Source organism: Ruegeria sp. CDSA221 (assembly GCF_059611825.1).
Genome location: NZ_JBXWPK010000012.1, coordinates 21,608 through 36,954, shown reverse-complemented (window position 1 = coordinate 36,954; position 15,347 = coordinate 21,608). Strand labels below are relative to the sequence as shown.

Here is a 15,347-nt window from a genome sequence, read left to right as displayed (position 1 = left end):
ATCATAATCGGAGATCACATGCCCTTTGACCTCTGGCTGGCCTTTGTGGCCGCATCCACCGCTTTGCTGCTGATCCCCGGCCCCACTGTGCTGCTGGTGCTCAGCTATGCGCTGTCCAAAGGCCGCAGCGTTGCCGTAGCCTCGGCCACCGGGGTGGCGGTTGGCGATTTGGTGGCCATGACGGCCTCATTGCTGGGATTGGGGGCATTGGTTCTGGCCTCAGCTACGTTGTTTTCCGTATTGAAGTGGATCGGCGCGGCCTATCTGGTGTGGCTGGGTATCAAGTTACTCCGCAGCGCCCCATCGGCGGGGCTGCAAGCGGTTGAACCCGGCGCAGATATCTCTGCGCGAGGCGTCTTTGGTCACGCCGCCGCTGTAACCGCCCTGAACCCCAAATCGATTGCGTTCTTTATCGCCTTCGTGCCGCAATTCCTGCGCCCTACCGAACCTTTAGGCCCTCAATTCGCGATCCTGATAGGCACTTTCGTTGGGCTGGCCTGGTTGAACGCATTGGCCTATGCCCTTTTGGCAGATCGGCTGCGCCATATGATCGGCCGCGCAAGCACCATTCGCGCATTGACGCGTTTCGGGGGGCTGACCCTGATCGGTATGGGGATCGCCACATCAATCCTGCGTCGCCCGGCCTGAGGGCCTATTCTGCAGCGTGATCATTCATAAATCCGCGGATAAACCGCCTGATTTCCCGCGCCGCCGACGTGTCGAGTTCCCTGCACAGCTCTACAAAAGCATCGCGCTCGCCACGATCCAGCCGCAGAACCAACTGGCTGTCCTTTTTGACTGAAACCTTACGATCTGTCCCTGACATGCACTTTGTCTCCAAAAGACTTCAGAAGGAATGAAACGTATATACTAAGTATATAGAAAACATATGATGGGCAGCTAACAACCTTGCGGAATCTTTGCAAGTAGCCTGTGTTCAATTCAGGTAATTCTTTTTCGGAACCAACGCATTGGCTAAAAAAGACGACGTCTTGGGAAACCTATCTGGTTTTTTCGGTGAGATAGGCAATCGCACGTTCTAGGAAGATTGCAAGCCAGCACATTCATTCTGTTCTTGCATGACCGTCCCCGATGGGCCAAACAACCCAGCGTGTTTTGACGCCAGAAGGGGATGGTCATGTCAAGAAACAAGTCGGTCAAGGATTACATCCGAACCATCGTCGACTTTCCGCACGAAGGGATCATGTTTCGGGATGTCACCACCTTGTTTGCGGACCCGCGCGGGTTTCGTATGGCGATTGACCAAATGTTGCACCCCTATGCTGGCGAACAGATCGACAAGGTCGTGGGACTTGAGGCGCGCGGTTTCATATTGGGCGGCGCCATCGCACATCAGCTGAGCGTCGGTTTCGTCCCCATCCGCAAAAAGGGCAAGCTGCCCGGCACAACAATCAGCCAGGATTACACGCTGGAATACGGCGAGGCCATTGTCGAGATTCACGATGATGCCATCCAACCGGGTGAGAAAATTCTCGTCGTGGATGACCTGCTGGCCACCGGAGGCACCGCCGCCGCCGGGATCAAACTGATCGAACGGCTGGGCGGCGAGATCGTGTCATGTTCCTTCATCATCGACCTGCCAGAACTGGGCGGGCGCAAGGTTCTGGAAGAGATGGGCATGGATGTTCATGTCCTGTGCGAATTCGAAGGACTCTGATCGATCCCACAGTTACAGCCGCAGGACCGCGCCGGGGTTCATGATCCCTTTGGGGTCCAACGCCGATTTGATCGCCCGCATCGCGCTCAATTTGACCGGATCGCCATATCGCTCCAGATCTTCGGTCTTCAATCGCCCGATACCGTGCTCTGCGCTGACGGATCCCTGAAACTCATGCACAAGGTCATGAACGGCCCTTTTTACCTTCGCACTTTCGGCGTCATACTCTGACCGGGAATGCCCGTTTGGCGGAAACACATTGTAATGTAGGTTCCCGTCGCCCAGATGCCCAAAACAGTTCACCCGATACGGACCAAGCGTGGCCACAACATCTGCACCACGCCGGATAAATTCTGGGATGGCCGAGATCGGCACCGAGATATCGTGGCTTGAGACCGACCCGATCAGCCGGTTTGCATCCGGAATACGCTCGCGCACGGCCCAAATGTCCTGCCGCTGCGCCTCGCTTTGTGCAATCACCGCATCGGTGACCAGCCCACGTGCGTCAGCGGCCTCGTACAGCACCTCAAACGCGGTTTCAGGTGATTGTCCCATCGACAAGCCAATCTCGATCAGTACAGACCATTCGGGCGGCTCGGCAAAAGCCTGCCGCGTCTCTGGCAGAACCTCACTCAGGAACAAAAGCCCCTGTTGGTGAATCAGTTCAAATGCGCTGACGCTGTCGCCCATGAGGTCCCGCGCCAGCGCCAGCAAATCAACCGCCGCTTCGGCAGAGGTGACCTGAACCATGGCCGTTCCAACCGCCTCAGGACGGGGAAACAGCTTGAGTGCCGCCGCAGTGATGATCCCTAGCGTCCCTTCGGCTCCGATCAAAAGATTGCGCAGATCATACCCGGTATTGTCCTTTCGCAACCGGCTGAGCCCATGCCAGATTTCGCCACTTGGTAGAACCGCCTCAAGGCCCAGACACAGGTCACGGGCGTTTCCATAGCGCAACACGTTAACCCCCCCTGCATTTGTCGACAGGTTCCCTCCGATCCTACATGACCCCTGTGAGGCAAGGGAAAGTGGAAATAACCGGTTCGCGCCTTCGGCAGCCGCCTGCACATCTGCAAGGATCACACCACCTTCTGTAATCATCACATTCTCTGTCGGATAGACAGCCCGGATCGCTGTCATCCGCTCTAGCGAGATTAGCAAAGGCGCAGGCCCGTCCGACGTCACCTGACCGCCAACAACACCGGTGCCGCCCCCATATGGCACCACCGGGACCGATGCCTCGGCAGCCAATCGGATCAGAACCGCCACCTCCTCGGCCGTTCTGGGCACCGCAAGCACCCCCGCCTGCCCGGAAATCCGACGGCGCGGCTCCTCGAGATATCGCGCGGTGACCGGTCGCAGCACTTCATCCGGCAAGGCGGCGCGAATTGATTGGGCGAATTGATCGTCTGCGGGATTCAGGGTCATGCCCATTCCTTGCCCAAGGCAACGGGTCCCGACAAGCCCTATTCCAACTCGATCAGGTATTGCGGCTCTAACACAACCACCGTTGGCCGGTCCGGAAGTGAGCGCAGGGATACGGTGATTTCCGACACGCCATCGCGCTCAACCGGGAAATCGCCCCTGACATCCGCCAGAAACCGATCCAGCGAATAGTCCGAAAACCAATGCATCGGAATAATGACCGAGCTTTTCAATCGTTTCAGAACAGAGATCATTTCGGGCAGCGGCATGGTCGTCCCGCCATCAACGGCGGCCATGACAACATCTAACCGCCCAAGGGCCGCAAATTGCGCGTCCGATGGGACGTGGTGCAGATGACCCAGATGCCCGATACACAAGCCCGCCACCTCAAACACAAAGATCGAATTGCCACGTTCTTCGACCCCGCCATAAACAGAACGGATATCGGTCGAGACATTGCGCACCAGCATCTCGTCCAGATCCAGATGATGTTCGATCCCCTCCCCGAACACGCCCCACCCCTCCAGCACATGCGGAATGGCGGGATCGGGGTATTCGGTCCAATGCGTGCCATGGGCGTGGTTCATCGTCACCACATCGGGAATCAGACTGGCCCCGCCGATGAACCCGGTGAAATCCGTCACGGCGTTCAACCCGCCCTGCGTCTGGATCAGAAAAGACGCATGGGCGATATAGTTGATCCGGACGGAATACTCCGGTACCGGATCCTGCCAGGCTGCTTTATGCAGGTATTCGATCCCCGGTGACGCATCCGCAACGGCGATGCAATGGCTTGGCCGCCGCTCCTGTGCCACAGCCCCGCCCGAGATCACCAAAAATGCCAAAACCACCCAGCGCATGACGTGATTGTAGCGCAGAGCACGGTTGAATCGCGACCGCAAAGTGAAATTGAACTTTCCGCGGGTTGAAGTGCCTCAAACCACGATGCACTTACGTAGCCTGAACGGGCGTGAGACCTTCGCCGCACGCAAGGCCTGTGCCAATGCGTCGCTCACAAAAAACGCGTCGCGCATTTGTGTGTCGATCCAGATGTCGGGCCCATCCAACGCAGACACGCTCACGGCGATGTCCTTGTCTTGCATTGCGCCGGGCGGCTCCCAGATGTTGTGGTTTTCATATGGCTTATCTATACGCGGTGATTGATCGGTCAGCACGGCCGTTTTTTGCGCCCCAAAGTTCAAGCAGAAATACTCGCCCTCAACCGGTGTGGTGCGATCGTGTTGAAACAGTTTGACTGGATAGAGATTTCCGTCACCAAGGTCGAATTGGCGTAGAACAGCGGCGCATGCTGCAGAAACCGTCCATAGCCCTCCAGCCATAAAGAAGTCCGGCTGCTTCTTTTCCTTTTTGTCTTTGTATTTCGCGTACACTTCTTTGGGGAAGCAATCTTCGGGCTGCGGTTCGCCAAGTCTGTTCCGCTTCATTGCTTCAACGGCTCGCTCCCTGTCGTTCAAGACAACGTCTGCCTCAAACCCTTTGATGCTAGAGGTGCTTACCATCGCACGGCTGATCCAAATCATTGGCTGTTTCGCCCGCGCCATGGTCCTACCCCGCTTCTGTCTTCCCGCGCCGGTCCGACCGCAGACAGGCATATAACACATGCGTTCGCCAGCGCCCGTCAATCTGCAGATAGGACTGCGCCACGCCTTCGTATTTAAAGCCCGAGCTTTCCAGCAATCCGCGCGAGGGTTTGTTTTCGGGCAGGCAGGCCGCCTCGATCCGGCTCAGGTCTAAACGCGTGAAGGCATGATGGACCACCGCGCCAATAGCCTCGCGCATATACCCGTTGCGGGCAAAAGCCTGACCGGTCCAATAGCCCAAGGTCCCAGCCTGTGCCGGGCCACGGCGCACATTGTCCAGGGTGATCGCACCGACCAGCAGGTCATCAGATCGCCGGAACAGAAATAACGGAATCGCCGTCCCACTCGCAACCGAGCGCTGCGCCCAGTAGACACGGTTAGTAAAGGATTTCCGGCTCAAGTGGTCCGAGGCCCAGATCGGCTCCCACTGGGTCAGAAAGTCTTTGGACGAGCGTCGCAGCGCCGCCCAGTCGTTAAAATCGGAGTGCACGGGCGGGCGCAAGCTGAGCCGCTCGGTTTCAAGTTTCAGCTTGCGTCTGCCCAGAAGCATCACGCCGCGCGCCTCTCCTGCAAGTCCGCGAGTGTGGGTGCACCTGATACCGGACCATACAGCGCCAGCGCCGCTGGCGCTTGTGCTGCTATCTGTTCGGCAAAGCTGCGGACATCTTCGGTGCTGACCGCGTCAATCTTGGCGACTGTATCCTCAAGCGACGGCACCCGTCCCCAGATCTGCACCAGACGCGCCAGACGCTCGGCCCGGTTCGAGGGGCTTTCCAGCCCCATCAGCATTCCGGCCTTCATTTGCGCACGAGCACGGGCGACCTCTTCGGGGCTCATATCCTCGGCGGCACGCTTCATTTCGTCAATGGTGATCGTCGCCAACTCACCGATCTGATCCGCAGATGTGCCCGCGTAGATCGTGGTAGTGCCCGTGTCGGCATAGGCGCCGGCCTGGGCAAAGATCGTATAGCAAAGCCCGCGTGTTTCCCGAACTTCCTGAAACAAGCGCGAAGACATACCCCCGCCCAGCGCGGTCGAATAAATCTGCGCGGTATAGATCGCGTCGTCGCGATAGCCGGGGCTTTCCAGCGCCAAAGCGAAATGAGCTTGCTCCAGTTCTTTTTCCTGCCGCGCCTCACCACCGGTAAATCGAGCCACTTCAGGGATCAAACCCTTGCGTGGTTGCAGGTGACCAAACATCACTTCGGCCGTTTTCATCAGTGCATCATGATCAACCGCACCAGCAGCGGATAGGATCATCTGTTCAGGGCCATAATGCTCGGCGACGAAACCCGACAGATCCTCGCGCGAGAATGCGCTGACGCGTTCAGTGGGGCCAAGTATGGTCCGGCCCAAGGGCTGATCGTGATAGCTTTGCTCTTGCAGCCAGTCAAAGATTACATCGTCGGGCGTGTCATAGGCCTGACCGATTTCCTGTAGGATCACACCGCGTTCGACCTCAATCTCGCGCGGATCGAAGATCGGGTTCAGGACGATGTCACCGATGACATCCATCGCCAGCGCCACATCGTCTTTTAGAACGCGCGCATAATAGGCCGTCACCTCGCGCGAAGTATAGGCGTTGATATACCCGCCCACATCCTCGATCGCTTCGGCAATTTGCAGCGCGGATCGCCGTTTGGTTCCCTTGAACGCCATATGCTCAAGGAAATGGGCTATGCCATTCTGTTCGATCCGCTCATTGCGCGCACCGGCGGTTACCCAGATGCCTATGGCCGCAGATTGCAGCCCCGGCATATGTTCACTGACGATACGGAAGCCGTTCTTCAGTTGGTCTTGTCTGACAGTCACTCGGCGATATGCCCTTTGATATGATCCTCAAGGGCGCCCAGATCATTGGCGATGCGGGTCACCCGTTCCGGACGTTCATACAGATCAGACATGCGAGAGGGAAGAGGCGGATGTACGCCACTCGCCTTCTCGACCGCAGCCGGGAACTTGGCCGGGTGTGCGGTCGCCAAAGTGATCATCGGGACGTTCGTCCCACGGTGCTGTTCCGCGACTTTGATCCCCACTGCGGAATGCGGACAAACCAGTTCCGCGCTATGGGCCAGCGTGTGCTTGATCGTATCGAGCGTTTCGTCTTCGGACACTCTCCCTGAGTCGAAGTTTTCACGAAGCGTTTCCATCGCCCCTTGACTGACATTGAAGCCGCCGGTTTTCAGCTCATCCATCAACTGTGCGACCGCATTGCCATCCTCACCATAGGCATAGAACAGCGCGCGTTCAAAGTTCGAGCTGACCTGAATATCCATCGACGGGCTAATCGACGGGATGGTTTCGCCTTTAAAATACCCCTCACCCGACAGGCAGCGATGCAGGATGTCGTTTTGATTGGTCGCCACGACCAGGCGGTCGATGGGCAGGCCCATGCGTTTCGCCAGATAGCCCGCAAAAATGTCGCCGAAATTGCCTGTCGGCACGGTAAAGCTGACCTTGCGATGCGGTGCGCCAAGGCTGACCGCGGCCGAGAAGTAATAGACGATCTGCGCCAGAACCCGGGCGAAGTTGATCGAATTCACACCCGCCAGTTTGACCCCATCGCGGAACTCGAAATCGTTGAACATATCCTTCAGCGCGGCCTGACAGTCGTCAAAGTCCCCGTCGACGGCCAGAGCATGCACATTGCCGTCCGCAGGTGTGGTCATCTGACGACGCTGCACCTCAGATACACGGCCATGCGGATACAGGATAAACACGTCTACCGCATCCAGCCCCCGGAACGCCTCAATCGCGGCAGAACCGGTATCACCGCTGGTCGCGCCCACGATAGTCACCCGATCCCCGCGACGCTTCAGCGCTACCTGGAACAACTGACCGATTAGCTGCATGGCGAAGTCTTTGAAGGCCAGTGTCGGGCCGTGAAACAACTCCAGCAGGAAGTGGTTCTCGTTCAACTGCTTCAACGGTGCGCGGGCGTCATGGCCGAACCCTTTATAGGCGCGGGCAATGATCTGTTTGAACTCATCTTCCCCAAATGATCCGCTGACATAGGGCCACATCACACGAAAGGCGATCTCCTCATAGGACAGGCCGGCCAAAGCAGCGATGTCATCCTGGCTCATCACCGGGATCTCGGCGGGCAGATACAGGCCGCCGTCGCGGGCCAGCCCGGTCAGCATCGCCTCTTCAAAACTCAGTTCGGGCGCCTGCCCGCGGGTTGAGACATATTTCATTGCGCTTCACTTTCTGATGGGGCGCGACCGCGCCACAGGAAATAACCAGTCATTGCAGCCCAGACCAAAGCCAGGCCAAACCATGTGATCGCGTATCCCAGATGATCATTCGGGATGCCCGCAGTGTCCACTGGCAGAGGGGTCACATTCGGATCGGTTTGGGACCGTGCGATCAGCAGAACCGGGTCGGTTCCCAGAGCTGCGGCAAGAGCGGGAACATCGCGGGCAAACCAGATATTAGCAGACAAATCGGGTTCGGGCGTATAGCTGTCGATCTCATCCGGCCAGTGCAGATTGCCCGTCAGTTCGATCTGTCCGGTTTGTCTTTCAACCTGTTTGGCAGTGGTTGGGATAAAACCGCGATCGACCAGAATAGTCCGGTCGCCAGTATCGAAAGCTTGGATAACTCGATAGCCAGCGCCTACTTGTTTCACCGAAACCAGAACATGGATTTCACCCGGCTGCATCTCACCCTGGACGAAAACCGGTAAGTACTTGTCCCGTGTCTCGGAAGGCTGCTGCGGCAGGGAAACAGGTTCGGCGGAGATCCGGTCGTTAATCTCGGCCAACACGTCTTGTTTCCACCCAAGCCGCTGTACCTGCCAGACGCCCAGCGACACAAGTACGCCCAGACCGGCGAGCCCGAAGATCAGCAGGAAAGTTATGCGGCGCATGGCGGGGTCAAACCTTGTTGCAGAAACCGGCGTCTTGTTAAGGGCGGTGTGAACTGAATTGCAACCACCCATTTGTATCGGGTGCAATCTTGCACCCTGATAGAGAAAAAGCCGCCCTTGGGGGCGGCTTTTGCAATTTTGTTACCGGTCCGGCGTCAGATCAAAGGGGCTTGTCCCCAGATATAGACTGCGAAGAACAGGAACAGCCAGACAACGTCAACAAAGTGCCAGTACCAGGCCGCGGCCTCGAAACCGACGTGCTTTTCCGGCGTGAAATCACCCTTCAGTGCCCGGATCAAACAGACCGACAAGAAGATGGTGCCGATAATCACGTGGAAGCCGTGAAAGCCGGTTGCCATGAAGAAGTTCGAATAGAACTGATCACCACCGAATTTCCAGCCCTCATGGGCCAGCAATTCGTAGTACTCAAAGCCCTGCAGAGCGGTAAAGGCGATGCCCAAAACGATACCAATAGCGAGGCCGTTGATCAGCGCCTTGCGGTCATTGTCATGCACCAGCGCGTGGTGCGCCCAGGTGATGGCACAGCCCGAAAGCAGCAGGACCAGCGTGTTGATCAGCGGCAAGTGGAACGGGTCAACCGCGTGGATATCCGGCTGGATGTATTCGGTGCCCGCATAGTCGTACATCGGGTACATGCGGTGTTTGAAGAACGACCAGAACCAGGCGAAGAAGAACATCACCTCGGACATCACGAATAGGATGAACCCATAGCGCAGGCCAATGCGCACGACCGGCGTGTGATCGCCTACACGGCTTTCGGCCACCACTTCGGACCACCAGGCGAACATGGTGTAAAGAACCGCGACAAGACCGGCCCAGAACATGTAGGAGGTGACGCCGTGCATCCAGAGGACGGCTCCGAACAACATCACAAAGCCGCCCGCAGCGCCGATCAGTGGCCAGATCGAAGGGGTCAGAATGTGGTAATCATGATTTTTTGCGTGTGCCATCAGCGTCCCTCACCTACAGGCGTTAGTTCTTGTTTGTATCACCCTGAACATCAAGGGCGGCATAGCCCTCGGGCAGGTCAATTTCGTAGAATGTATACGACAGAGTGATCGTATGCACATATTTGGCTTCCAGATCCTCGACCATTTCGGGATCGACGAAAAAGCTCACCGGCATCTGAACCCGTTCTCCGGGTTGCAACACCTGTTCTTCAAAACAGAAACAGGCGATCTTCTGGAAATACCCACCGGCCGAATAAGGCGCAACGTTGTAAGACGCCTGACCGGCAATTGGGCGGTCCGTGGGGTTATATGCCTCATAGAAGGCCAGGCCCGTTTCGCCGATGCGGATTTCCATCTGGCGCTCGACCGGCTTAAATTCCCAGGCCATGTCTTTCGCCTTTGAGGCGTCAAAGCGAACGGTAACAGTGCGCTCAAGGATGTCCTCTGGCGCGGCTTCAGCCACTCCGGTTGTGCCGCCATACCCGGTGACCCGGCAAAACCAGTCGTAAAACGGCACCGAAGCCCAGGCGAGGCTGCCCATCAGAACAACAACGCCGACGGTTTGCACGACGGTTTTTTGCGGCCCCGTTAACGCCATCAGTTCTGCACCTCTTGCATGGCCCTGTTAAAATCGGTCCCTGAGACTTTGACGATCGTCAGCCCAAAGATCAGCACGATGAATGCAGCAAGCGTCAGGCCAACCCCCAGATTTCGGCTGAACCGACGTTGATGCAACTCATGGCTTTTGCGCAGGCTCATGCCCAGCCTCCCAGCCCGTAAGGCTTCAGCAGTGCTTCGGCAAGGATCGCGCCGAAATGCAGGAAAAGATACAGCAGCGAGAGCTTGAAAAAGCCACGCTCAACTTTGAAGTTATCAGCCTCGGAGTCATCCTCGGTCCGACGCGAGATTGCCCATGCTCCGCGCAGGAACAACGCGTTCAGTACAATAGCGACGGTCAGATAGACCGGACCGCCGATTGCCGAAAAGCCGGTTCCAATCGCAAGCGCTGCCAGCAGAACGGTGTAGACCAGAATATGCCAGCGCGTCGCCCGCCGACCATGGGTTACCGTCAACATTGGCACACCCGCATCGTCGTAATCCGACCGCATAAACAGGGCCAGCGCCCAGAAATGCGGCGGCGTCCACATGAAGGTGAGGGCAAACATCAGCCAAGGTTCGACGGACATGGATCCGGTTGCAGCGACCCAGCCGATAACCGGCGGGAAAGCCCCAGCTGCGCCGCCAATCACGATGTTCTGTGGCGTCGAGCGCTTGAGCCACATCGTGTAGACAACGACATAGAAGAAGATGGTGAAGCCCAGAAAGGCTCCGGCGAACCAGTTGGTTGCAAGACCCAACATGATCACCGACAGGCCGGACAGTGCCAGGCCCAAGGCCATCGCTTCGCCCTCTTGTACCTTGCCCGACGGTATGGGGCGACCTTTGGTGCGCTTCATAACGCGGTCGATATCTGCATCCCACCACATGTTCAGCGCGCCGGATGCGCCACCTCCGATGGCAATGAACAATATCGCGCAGAACCCAACGAACGGATGTACCGGTACCGGCGCTGCCAGCAGACCAACAAGCGCCGTGAATACAACCAGCGACATCACGCGCGGCTTCAGCAGGGCGAAGTAATCGCCAAAGCTGGCCTCATTCGCATACGCTTGGGCGGTCGTTTGGCTTGCATTGATGCTTGCGTCGCTCATCTCGGGTCCTTTTGGGGCGAAGGCTGTGCGATCTCTCGCACAGCCTGCATCTTGTAGCAGGCGGGACGCATCCCGCCCTTACTGAAATCAGTTCGAAGCGACCTGATAGTTCTGCGGCAGGCCCGCATACTCGTCGATCGCACCTTTCAGCCACGCGTCATACGCCTCTTGGCTGACAACTTTGACAGTGATCGGCATATAGGCATGGTCTTTGCCGCACAGTTCCGAACACTGGCCGAAATAGATGCCTTCCTTTTCGGCCTCAAACCACAGCTCAGCCAGGCGTCCGGGTACACCGTCCTGCTTCACACCGAAGGACGGAATGGTCCAGGAATGGATCACGTCGGACGCAGTAACTTGCATCACGATGACCTTTCCAACCGGGACAACTACCGCTGTGTCGGTGGCCAGCAGCCACTCATCGTCGCTATACCCTGCGTCTGCCAGCTTGGCCCGCATCGCGTCATCCAGGACAAACGCCGTCACGTCCGCATCGGCGGGGCGGGTACCTTCGTCCAACGTGGCCGGATGGCCAAGCAGATAGCTGTCGAATGCAAAATCGTGATCGACATACTCATATGTCCAATACCACTGGTTGCCGACAACCTTGATAACGACATCACCTTCGGGAATTTCCTGCTGCTTGAACAGAACCGGCAGAGAGAAAGCACCGATGAATACTAGAATCAGAATCGGACCCAACGTCCAGACGATCTCGACCGGAGTATAGTGCGAGAATCGCGCCGGGGTCGGGTTGACGCGTTGGTTATAACGCATGATGCAGTAAATCAGCAGGCCCGCAACGAATATGCAGATCGCGGTAATAATCACCAGAATCATATTATCCAGGCGATGAATCCCCTCGGCAAGGCTTGTGGCTGCGGGCTGGAATCCTATGCCGCCGTCAACCGGCTGACCGATAATCTCAAGCTCCTGAGCCATGGCGGGAAGGCTGGAGAGGGCTGTCATAAGCCCCGAAAGCTTCAAAGCGTTCTTCATTTTCTGTCCTGATCGTTTGATCTTTGCGTCCCTGGCGAAAAGGTGTGAATCGGCCACACCTCACCCGTTGTCTTTGGCCGCGTTAAAAACCATATTCCTGCGGGTAGATAAAGCAAAATGCTTGCGTCAAACAGACGCTATTTTTGATCTGGATCAAACTCGAAAGGTCCCAAGAGATGCCCAACGACCCGTTTCGCCCGTTTGAAAGCGCTCTTCCACATGACGAAGCGCTTGCAGTACTGCAATCCGCCACCGCCGGGGCCGAGGACGGAGAACTGTACGTTGAACGCCGGAAATCCGAGTCTCTGGTCTTTGATGACGGGCGCTTGCGCACCGCTTCTTATGACGCGTCCGAAGGTTTCGGCCTGCGCGCCGTACAGGGCGAAGTGGCAGGCTATGCGCATTCAACGGACGTCTCGATTCCTGCCCTGAAACGGGCCGCCGAGACCGCGCGGCTGGCGGTCGGTGATGGTGGCGGAACGCTAGCTGATGCCCCCCGGGCCACCAACAAGCGCCTCTATACAGACGAAGACCCGATCGAATCTGCCAGTTTTCCCGTCAAGATCGAAACATTGCGCGAGATTGACGCCTTTGCCCGTGATCTTGATCCGCGTGTAGTACAGGTCAGTGCTACTATTGCTGCTGCGGTGCAGGAGGTTGAGATTCTTCGCCCTGACGGCATTCTGGTCCGCGATGTCCGCCCCATGACCCGGTTGAATATCTCGGTCATCGTAGAACAGAACGGCCGTCGTGAGAGCGGCTCGACCGGTGGAGGTGGCCGGATCGGCCTGGACGGGCTGATCGATCCAACCGACTGGCAGGATAAAGCCCGCGAGGCCCTTCGCATCGCCATGGTCAACCTCGAGGCTGTTCCCGCCCCTGCTGGCGTGATGGAGGTCGCACTGGGCCCTGGCTGGCCCGGCATCTTGCTGCACGAAGCGATTGGCCACGGCCTTGAAGGGGATTTCAATCGCAAGGGCAGTTCCGCCTTTGCCGGGCTGATGGGTCAACAGATCGCGTCCAAAGGTGTTACGGTCGTTGATGACGGCACAATCGCAGACCGGCGCGGGTCAATCAGCGTCGATGATGAGGGCACACCCAGTTCGCGCACTGTGCTGATCGAAGACGGCATCCTGACCGGATATATGCAGGATCGCCAGAACGCCCGTCTGATGGGTGTTGCGCCAACCGGGAATGGGCGGCGTCAAAGCTATGCCCATAAACCAATGCCACGGATGACAAATACAATCATGCTGGGTGGCGATGCCGATCCCGCCGCTTTGGTAGCCGATATAAAGGATGGCATCTGGGCCGTAGGCTTTGGCGGCGGTCAGGTGGATATCACCAACGGCAAATTTGTGTTTTCCTGTACCGAGGCATACCGGGTTGAAAACGGCAAAATCGGCGCGCCGGTCAAAGGGGCAACATTGATTGGCGATGGCCCCTCTGCCCTCAAACGCGTTCGCGGGTTGGGCAACGACATGGCCTTGGATCCGGGAATGGGCACGTGTGGCAAGGATGGCCAATGGGTGCCCGTGGGCGTCGGTCAACCTACGGTCCTGATGGATGGGCTGACGATTGGAGGATCGGCGGCCTAAGTAGAATCGGTCACTGCTTCCAAAGCGCAGGGTTAACGCCCCGCTTTGGATATGCATTGATACTTTGCGGAGAGGCGTTTTCCGACTTCCGACTCGGCTGTATTTTTTGCCGTTGTTTTTCAACAACCTACGCAACTGAGACAACCGAGACTCGAAATATATCCGGAAAATTTGACGGGATTCACACGCTGTTAACCCTGGCAGCCGTAAACCAGTTCTGCAATCAGACGGAGCAACGGATGACCGAAGAGCAGCTTTCTTCCAATCACCCCACACTCCCACCCACCACGGAAGAGGATCGGTTTTCCTGGCTTCGTCTGTTGCGTTCTCGCAAAGTGGGCCCGGCGACGTTTCGGCGGCTGCTTCGCGAACATGGCTCGGCGCAGAATGCGCTGGCCGCGCTGCCGGAAATGGCACGCGCTGCCGGAATAGAAGGGTATAAAATCTGCCCGCCCGGCGTGATTGAGGCGGAACTCAAGGCCGCAAAAGCTGCCAATGCGCGGCTTTTGTGCCTAGGGTCCGCCGATTTCCCATCCGCTTTACATGATCTGAATGATGCTCCGCCAATGTTGTGGGCAATCGGTGACACCTCTCTTTTACAGCGCCCCTCGGTCGCTATGGTCGGTGCCCGCAACTGCTCATCTCTGGGCGCGCGAATGGCGCGCGGATTGGCGACCGATCTGGGAAAACAGGGTTATGTGATCGTTTCTGGCCTGGCCCGCGGGATTGATACCGCGGCGCACCTAGCCACGGTTGAAACAGGCACCATCGCCGTTGTGGCGGGGGGGGTCGACGTGGTTTACCCTGCTGAAAATACCGATCTTGCCGCTGAAATCGCAGGTTCCGGGCTGCGCGTCTCGGAGCAACCCATGGGCGTCACGCCACAGGCGCGCCATTTCCCGCGTCGCAACCGGATCATCTCGGGCCTGGCAAAGGCCGTTATTGTGGTCGAAGCCGCCGCCAAATCCGGCAGCCTGATTACAGCGCGCGACGCCTTGGACCAGGGGCGCGATGTTCTGGCTGTGCCCGGACACCCGTTTGACGCGCGTGCGGCTGGCTGCAACCTGCTGATCCGCGACGGTGCTACTTTGATAAGGTCTGCAGAAGATGTGATCGAAGCGCTACCGCAGCAAGCGAACCTATTCGAACCCCAGCAAATGCTCCAAAAGAATTTACCCCGCACACCATGCTCAACCAATGACCTGGAACGCCTAATTCTGACCCGGCTCGGCCCCTCTCCTATCGCCGAAGACCAGTTGATCCGCGATGTTGAGGCAACGGCGGGTGAAATTGCCCCGGTTTTGGTCGATCTGGAACTGGACGGACGTATTCAACGCCAACCCGGGGGTCTTCTGTCATTGACCGCCTGAGTGTTGGATATCCAATCTTACACATGTATCCCATTGTAATCGCGTATAAATCCTTGCCTTCAAAGGAACGCATTGACAATTCGCTCTTGCCCTACACATCTTGCACACTCATAGAAGGCGCC

Annotated in this window: 17 protein-coding genes; 4 read left to right on the top strand and 13 right to left on the bottom strand. The window is 57.5% G+C overall.

Annotated features, from left to right (window positions below; all coding sequences use genetic code 11):
• The first annotated feature begins 18 nt into the window (after positions 1–18).
• Positions 19–648: a LysE family translocator gene (locus AC2FJ5_RS16345; protein ID WP_496794052.1), complete on the top strand. Its 630-nt coding sequence runs from the start codon at positions 19–21 to the stop codon at positions 646–648.
• A 4-nt stretch (positions 649–652) separates the two neighbouring features.
• On the opposite strand, the gene AC2FJ5_RS16340 is transcribed toward AC2FJ5_RS16345, so the two are convergent.
• Positions 653–826: a hypothetical protein gene (locus AC2FJ5_RS16340; protein WP_496794051.1), complete on the bottom strand. Its 174-nt coding sequence runs from the start codon at positions 824–826 to the stop codon at positions 653–655.
• Between the two features lie 312 nt (positions 827–1,138).
• Between AC2FJ5_RS16340 and AC2FJ5_RS16335 the strand changes: the two genes are divergently transcribed.
• The gene (locus tag AC2FJ5_RS16335; RefSeq protein WP_142638010.1) at positions 1,139–1,678 is read left to right on the top strand and encodes an adenine phosphoribosyltransferase; all 540 of its coding nucleotides are present in this window, start codon (positions 1,139–1,141) and stop codon (positions 1,676–1,678) included.
• Positions 1,679–1,690: 12 nt separating this feature from the next.
• Here AC2FJ5_RS16335 and AC2FJ5_RS16330 read toward each other — a convergent pair whose 3' ends face one another.
• From AC2FJ5_RS16330 to coxB, 12 genes are all read right to left on the bottom strand, one after another.
• Positions 1,691–3,106 carry an FAD-binding oxidoreductase gene (locus AC2FJ5_RS16330; protein WP_496794050.1) on the bottom strand — a complete coding sequence of 472 codons (1,416 nt, stop codon included), beginning with the start codon at positions 3,104–3,106 and terminating at the stop codon, positions 1,691–1,693.
• A gap of 38 nt (positions 3,107–3,144) precedes the next feature.
• Positions 3,145–3,963: an MBL fold metallo-hydrolase gene (locus AC2FJ5_RS16325; protein WP_496794048.1), complete on the bottom strand. Its 819-nt coding sequence runs from the start codon at positions 3,961–3,963 to the stop codon at positions 3,145–3,147.
• Positions 3,964–4,038: 75 nt separating this feature from the next.
• Positions 4,039–4,548, bottom strand: a complete 510-nt coding sequence (locus tag AC2FJ5_RS16320; RefSeq protein WP_496794047.1) for an imm11 family protein — start codon at positions 4,546–4,548, stop codon at positions 4,039–4,041.
• Between the two features lie 121 nt (positions 4,549–4,669).
• Positions 4,670–5,254 (bottom strand): GNAT family N-acetyltransferase, encoded by a 585-nt coding sequence (locus AC2FJ5_RS16315; RefSeq protein ID WP_496678290.1) that lies wholly within the window; start codon positions 5,252–5,254, stop codon positions 4,670–4,672.
• Complete coding sequence (locus AC2FJ5_RS16310; RefSeq protein WP_496692887.1) at positions 5,254–6,516, bottom strand: M16 family metallopeptidase; 1,263 nt, start codon at positions 6,514–6,516, stop codon at positions 5,254–5,256. The genes AC2FJ5_RS16315 and AC2FJ5_RS16310 overlap by 1 nt, the downstream gene beginning before the upstream one ends.
• Positions 6,513–7,901 carry a threonine synthase gene (thrC, locus tag AC2FJ5_RS16305; RefSeq protein WP_496794046.1) on the bottom strand — a complete coding sequence of 463 codons (1,389 nt, stop codon included), beginning with the start codon at positions 7,899–7,901 and terminating at the stop codon, positions 6,513–6,515. Before thrC ends, AC2FJ5_RS16310 begins: the two co-directional genes overlap by 4 nt.
• Positions 7,898–8,575, bottom strand: coding sequence for an SURF1 family protein (locus tag AC2FJ5_RS16300; RefSeq protein WP_496794044.1), 678 nt, complete (start codon positions 8,573–8,575; stop codon positions 7,898–7,900). Before AC2FJ5_RS16300 ends, thrC begins: the two co-directional genes overlap by 4 nt.
• Positions 8,576–8,730: 155 nt before the next feature.
• Positions 8,731–9,546 (bottom strand): cytochrome c oxidase subunit 3, encoded by an 816-nt coding sequence (locus AC2FJ5_RS16295; protein WP_142637996.1) that lies wholly within the window; start codon positions 9,544–9,546, stop codon positions 8,731–8,733.
• Between the two features lie 22 nt (positions 9,547–9,568).
• The gene (locus AC2FJ5_RS16290; RefSeq protein ID WP_496703997.1) at positions 9,569–10,144 is read right to left on the bottom strand and encodes a cytochrome c oxidase assembly protein; all 576 of its coding nucleotides are present in this window, start codon (positions 10,142–10,144) and stop codon (positions 9,569–9,571) included.
• The gene (locus tag AC2FJ5_RS16285) at positions 10,144–10,305 is read right to left on the bottom strand and encodes a cytochrome c oxidase system small membrane protein (RefSeq protein WP_185956706.1); all 162 of its coding nucleotides are present in this window, start codon (positions 10,303–10,305) and stop codon (positions 10,144–10,146) included. The genes AC2FJ5_RS16290 and AC2FJ5_RS16285 overlap by 1 nt, the downstream gene beginning before the upstream one ends.
• On the bottom strand, positions 10,302–11,258 hold the full coding sequence (cyoE, locus tag AC2FJ5_RS16280) for a heme o synthase (protein ID WP_496790149.1): 957 nt from the start codon (positions 11,256–11,258) through the stop codon (positions 10,302–10,304). The genes AC2FJ5_RS16285 and cyoE overlap by 4 nt, the downstream gene beginning before the upstream one ends.
• A gap of 87 nt (positions 11,259–11,345) precedes the next feature.
• Entirely contained in the window at positions 11,346–12,257 is a 912-nt protein-coding gene (gene coxB / locus AC2FJ5_RS16275) for a cytochrome c oxidase subunit II (protein WP_496790150.1), read from the bottom strand.
• A 176-nt stretch (positions 12,258–12,433) separates the two neighbouring features.
• Between coxB and tldD the strand changes: the two genes are divergently transcribed.
• Both tldD and dprA read left to right on the top strand, forming a co-directional pair.
• Positions 12,434–13,855: a metalloprotease TldD gene (gene tldD / locus AC2FJ5_RS16270; protein WP_142637988.1), complete on the top strand. Its 1,422-nt coding sequence runs from the start codon at positions 12,434–12,436 to the stop codon at positions 13,853–13,855.
• A gap of 239 nt (positions 13,856–14,094) precedes the next feature.
• Positions 14,095–15,225 carry a DNA-processing protein DprA gene (gene dprA / locus AC2FJ5_RS16265; RefSeq protein ID WP_496794043.1) on the top strand — a complete coding sequence of 377 codons (1,131 nt, stop codon included), beginning with the start codon at positions 14,095–14,097 and terminating at the stop codon, positions 15,223–15,225.
• The last annotated feature ends 122 nt before the right edge of the window (positions 15,226–15,347 follow it).

What these genes read in the sequence shown, in the direction of transcription:
- coxB (WP_496790150.1), bottom strand. Translation starts at nt 12,257, where the DNA reads ATGAAGAACGCTTTGAAGCTTTCGGGGCTTATGACAGCCCTCTCCAGC.
- dprA (WP_496794043.1), top strand. Translation starts at nt 14,095, where the DNA reads ATGACCGAAGAGCAGCTTTCTTCCAATCACCCCACACTCCCACCCACC.
- AC2FJ5_RS16285 (WP_185956706.1), bottom strand. Translation starts at nt 10,305, where the DNA reads ATGAGCCTGCGCAAAAGCCATGAGTTGCATCAACGTCGGTTCAGCCGA.
- AC2FJ5_RS16325 (WP_496794048.1), bottom strand. Translation starts at nt 3,963, where the DNA reads ATGCGCTGGGTGGTTTTGGCATTTTTGGTGATCTCGGGCGGGGCTGTG.
- AC2FJ5_RS16295 (WP_142637996.1), bottom strand. Translation starts at nt 9,546, where the DNA reads ATGGCACACGCAAAAAATCATGATTACCACATTCTGACCCCTTCGATC.
- thrC (WP_496794046.1), bottom strand. Translation starts at nt 7,901, where the DNA reads ATGAAATATGTCTCAACCCGCGGGCAGGCGCCCGAACTGAGTTTTGAA.
- AC2FJ5_RS16330 (WP_496794050.1), bottom strand. Translation starts at nt 3,106, where the DNA reads ATGACCCTGAATCCCGCAGACGATCAATTCGCCCAATCAATTCGCGCC.
- AC2FJ5_RS16335 (WP_142638010.1), top strand. Translation starts at nt 1,139, where the DNA reads ATGTCAAGAAACAAGTCGGTCAAGGATTACATCCGAACCATCGTCGAC.
- tldD (WP_142637988.1), top strand. Translation starts at nt 12,434, where the DNA reads ATGCCCAACGACCCGTTTCGCCCGTTTGAAAGCGCTCTTCCACATGAC.
- AC2FJ5_RS16290 (WP_496703997.1), bottom strand. Translation starts at nt 10,144, where the DNA reads ATGGCGTTAACGGGGCCGCAAAAAACCGTCGTGCAAACCGTCGGCGTT.
- AC2FJ5_RS16300 (WP_496794044.1), bottom strand. Translation starts at nt 8,575, where the DNA reads ATGCGCCGCATAACTTTCCTGCTGATCTTCGGGCTCGCCGGTCTGGGC.
- AC2FJ5_RS16320 (WP_496794047.1), bottom strand. Translation starts at nt 4,548, where the DNA reads ATGAAGCGGAACAGACTTGGCGAACCGCAGCCCGAAGATTGCTTCCCC.
- AC2FJ5_RS16340 (WP_496794051.1), bottom strand. Translation starts at nt 826, where the DNA reads ATGTCAGGGACAGATCGTAAGGTTTCAGTCAAAAAGGACAGCCAGTTG.
- AC2FJ5_RS16345 (WP_496794052.1), top strand. Translation starts at nt 19, where the DNA reads ATGCCCTTTGACCTCTGGCTGGCCTTTGTGGCCGCATCCACCGCTTTG.
- AC2FJ5_RS16315 (WP_496678290.1), bottom strand. Translation starts at nt 5,254, where the DNA reads ATGCTTCTGGGCAGACGCAAGCTGAAACTTGAAACCGAGCGGCTCAGC.
- cyoE (WP_496790149.1), bottom strand. Translation starts at nt 11,258, where the DNA reads ATGAGCGACGCAAGCATCAATGCAAGCCAAACGACCGCCCAAGCGTAT.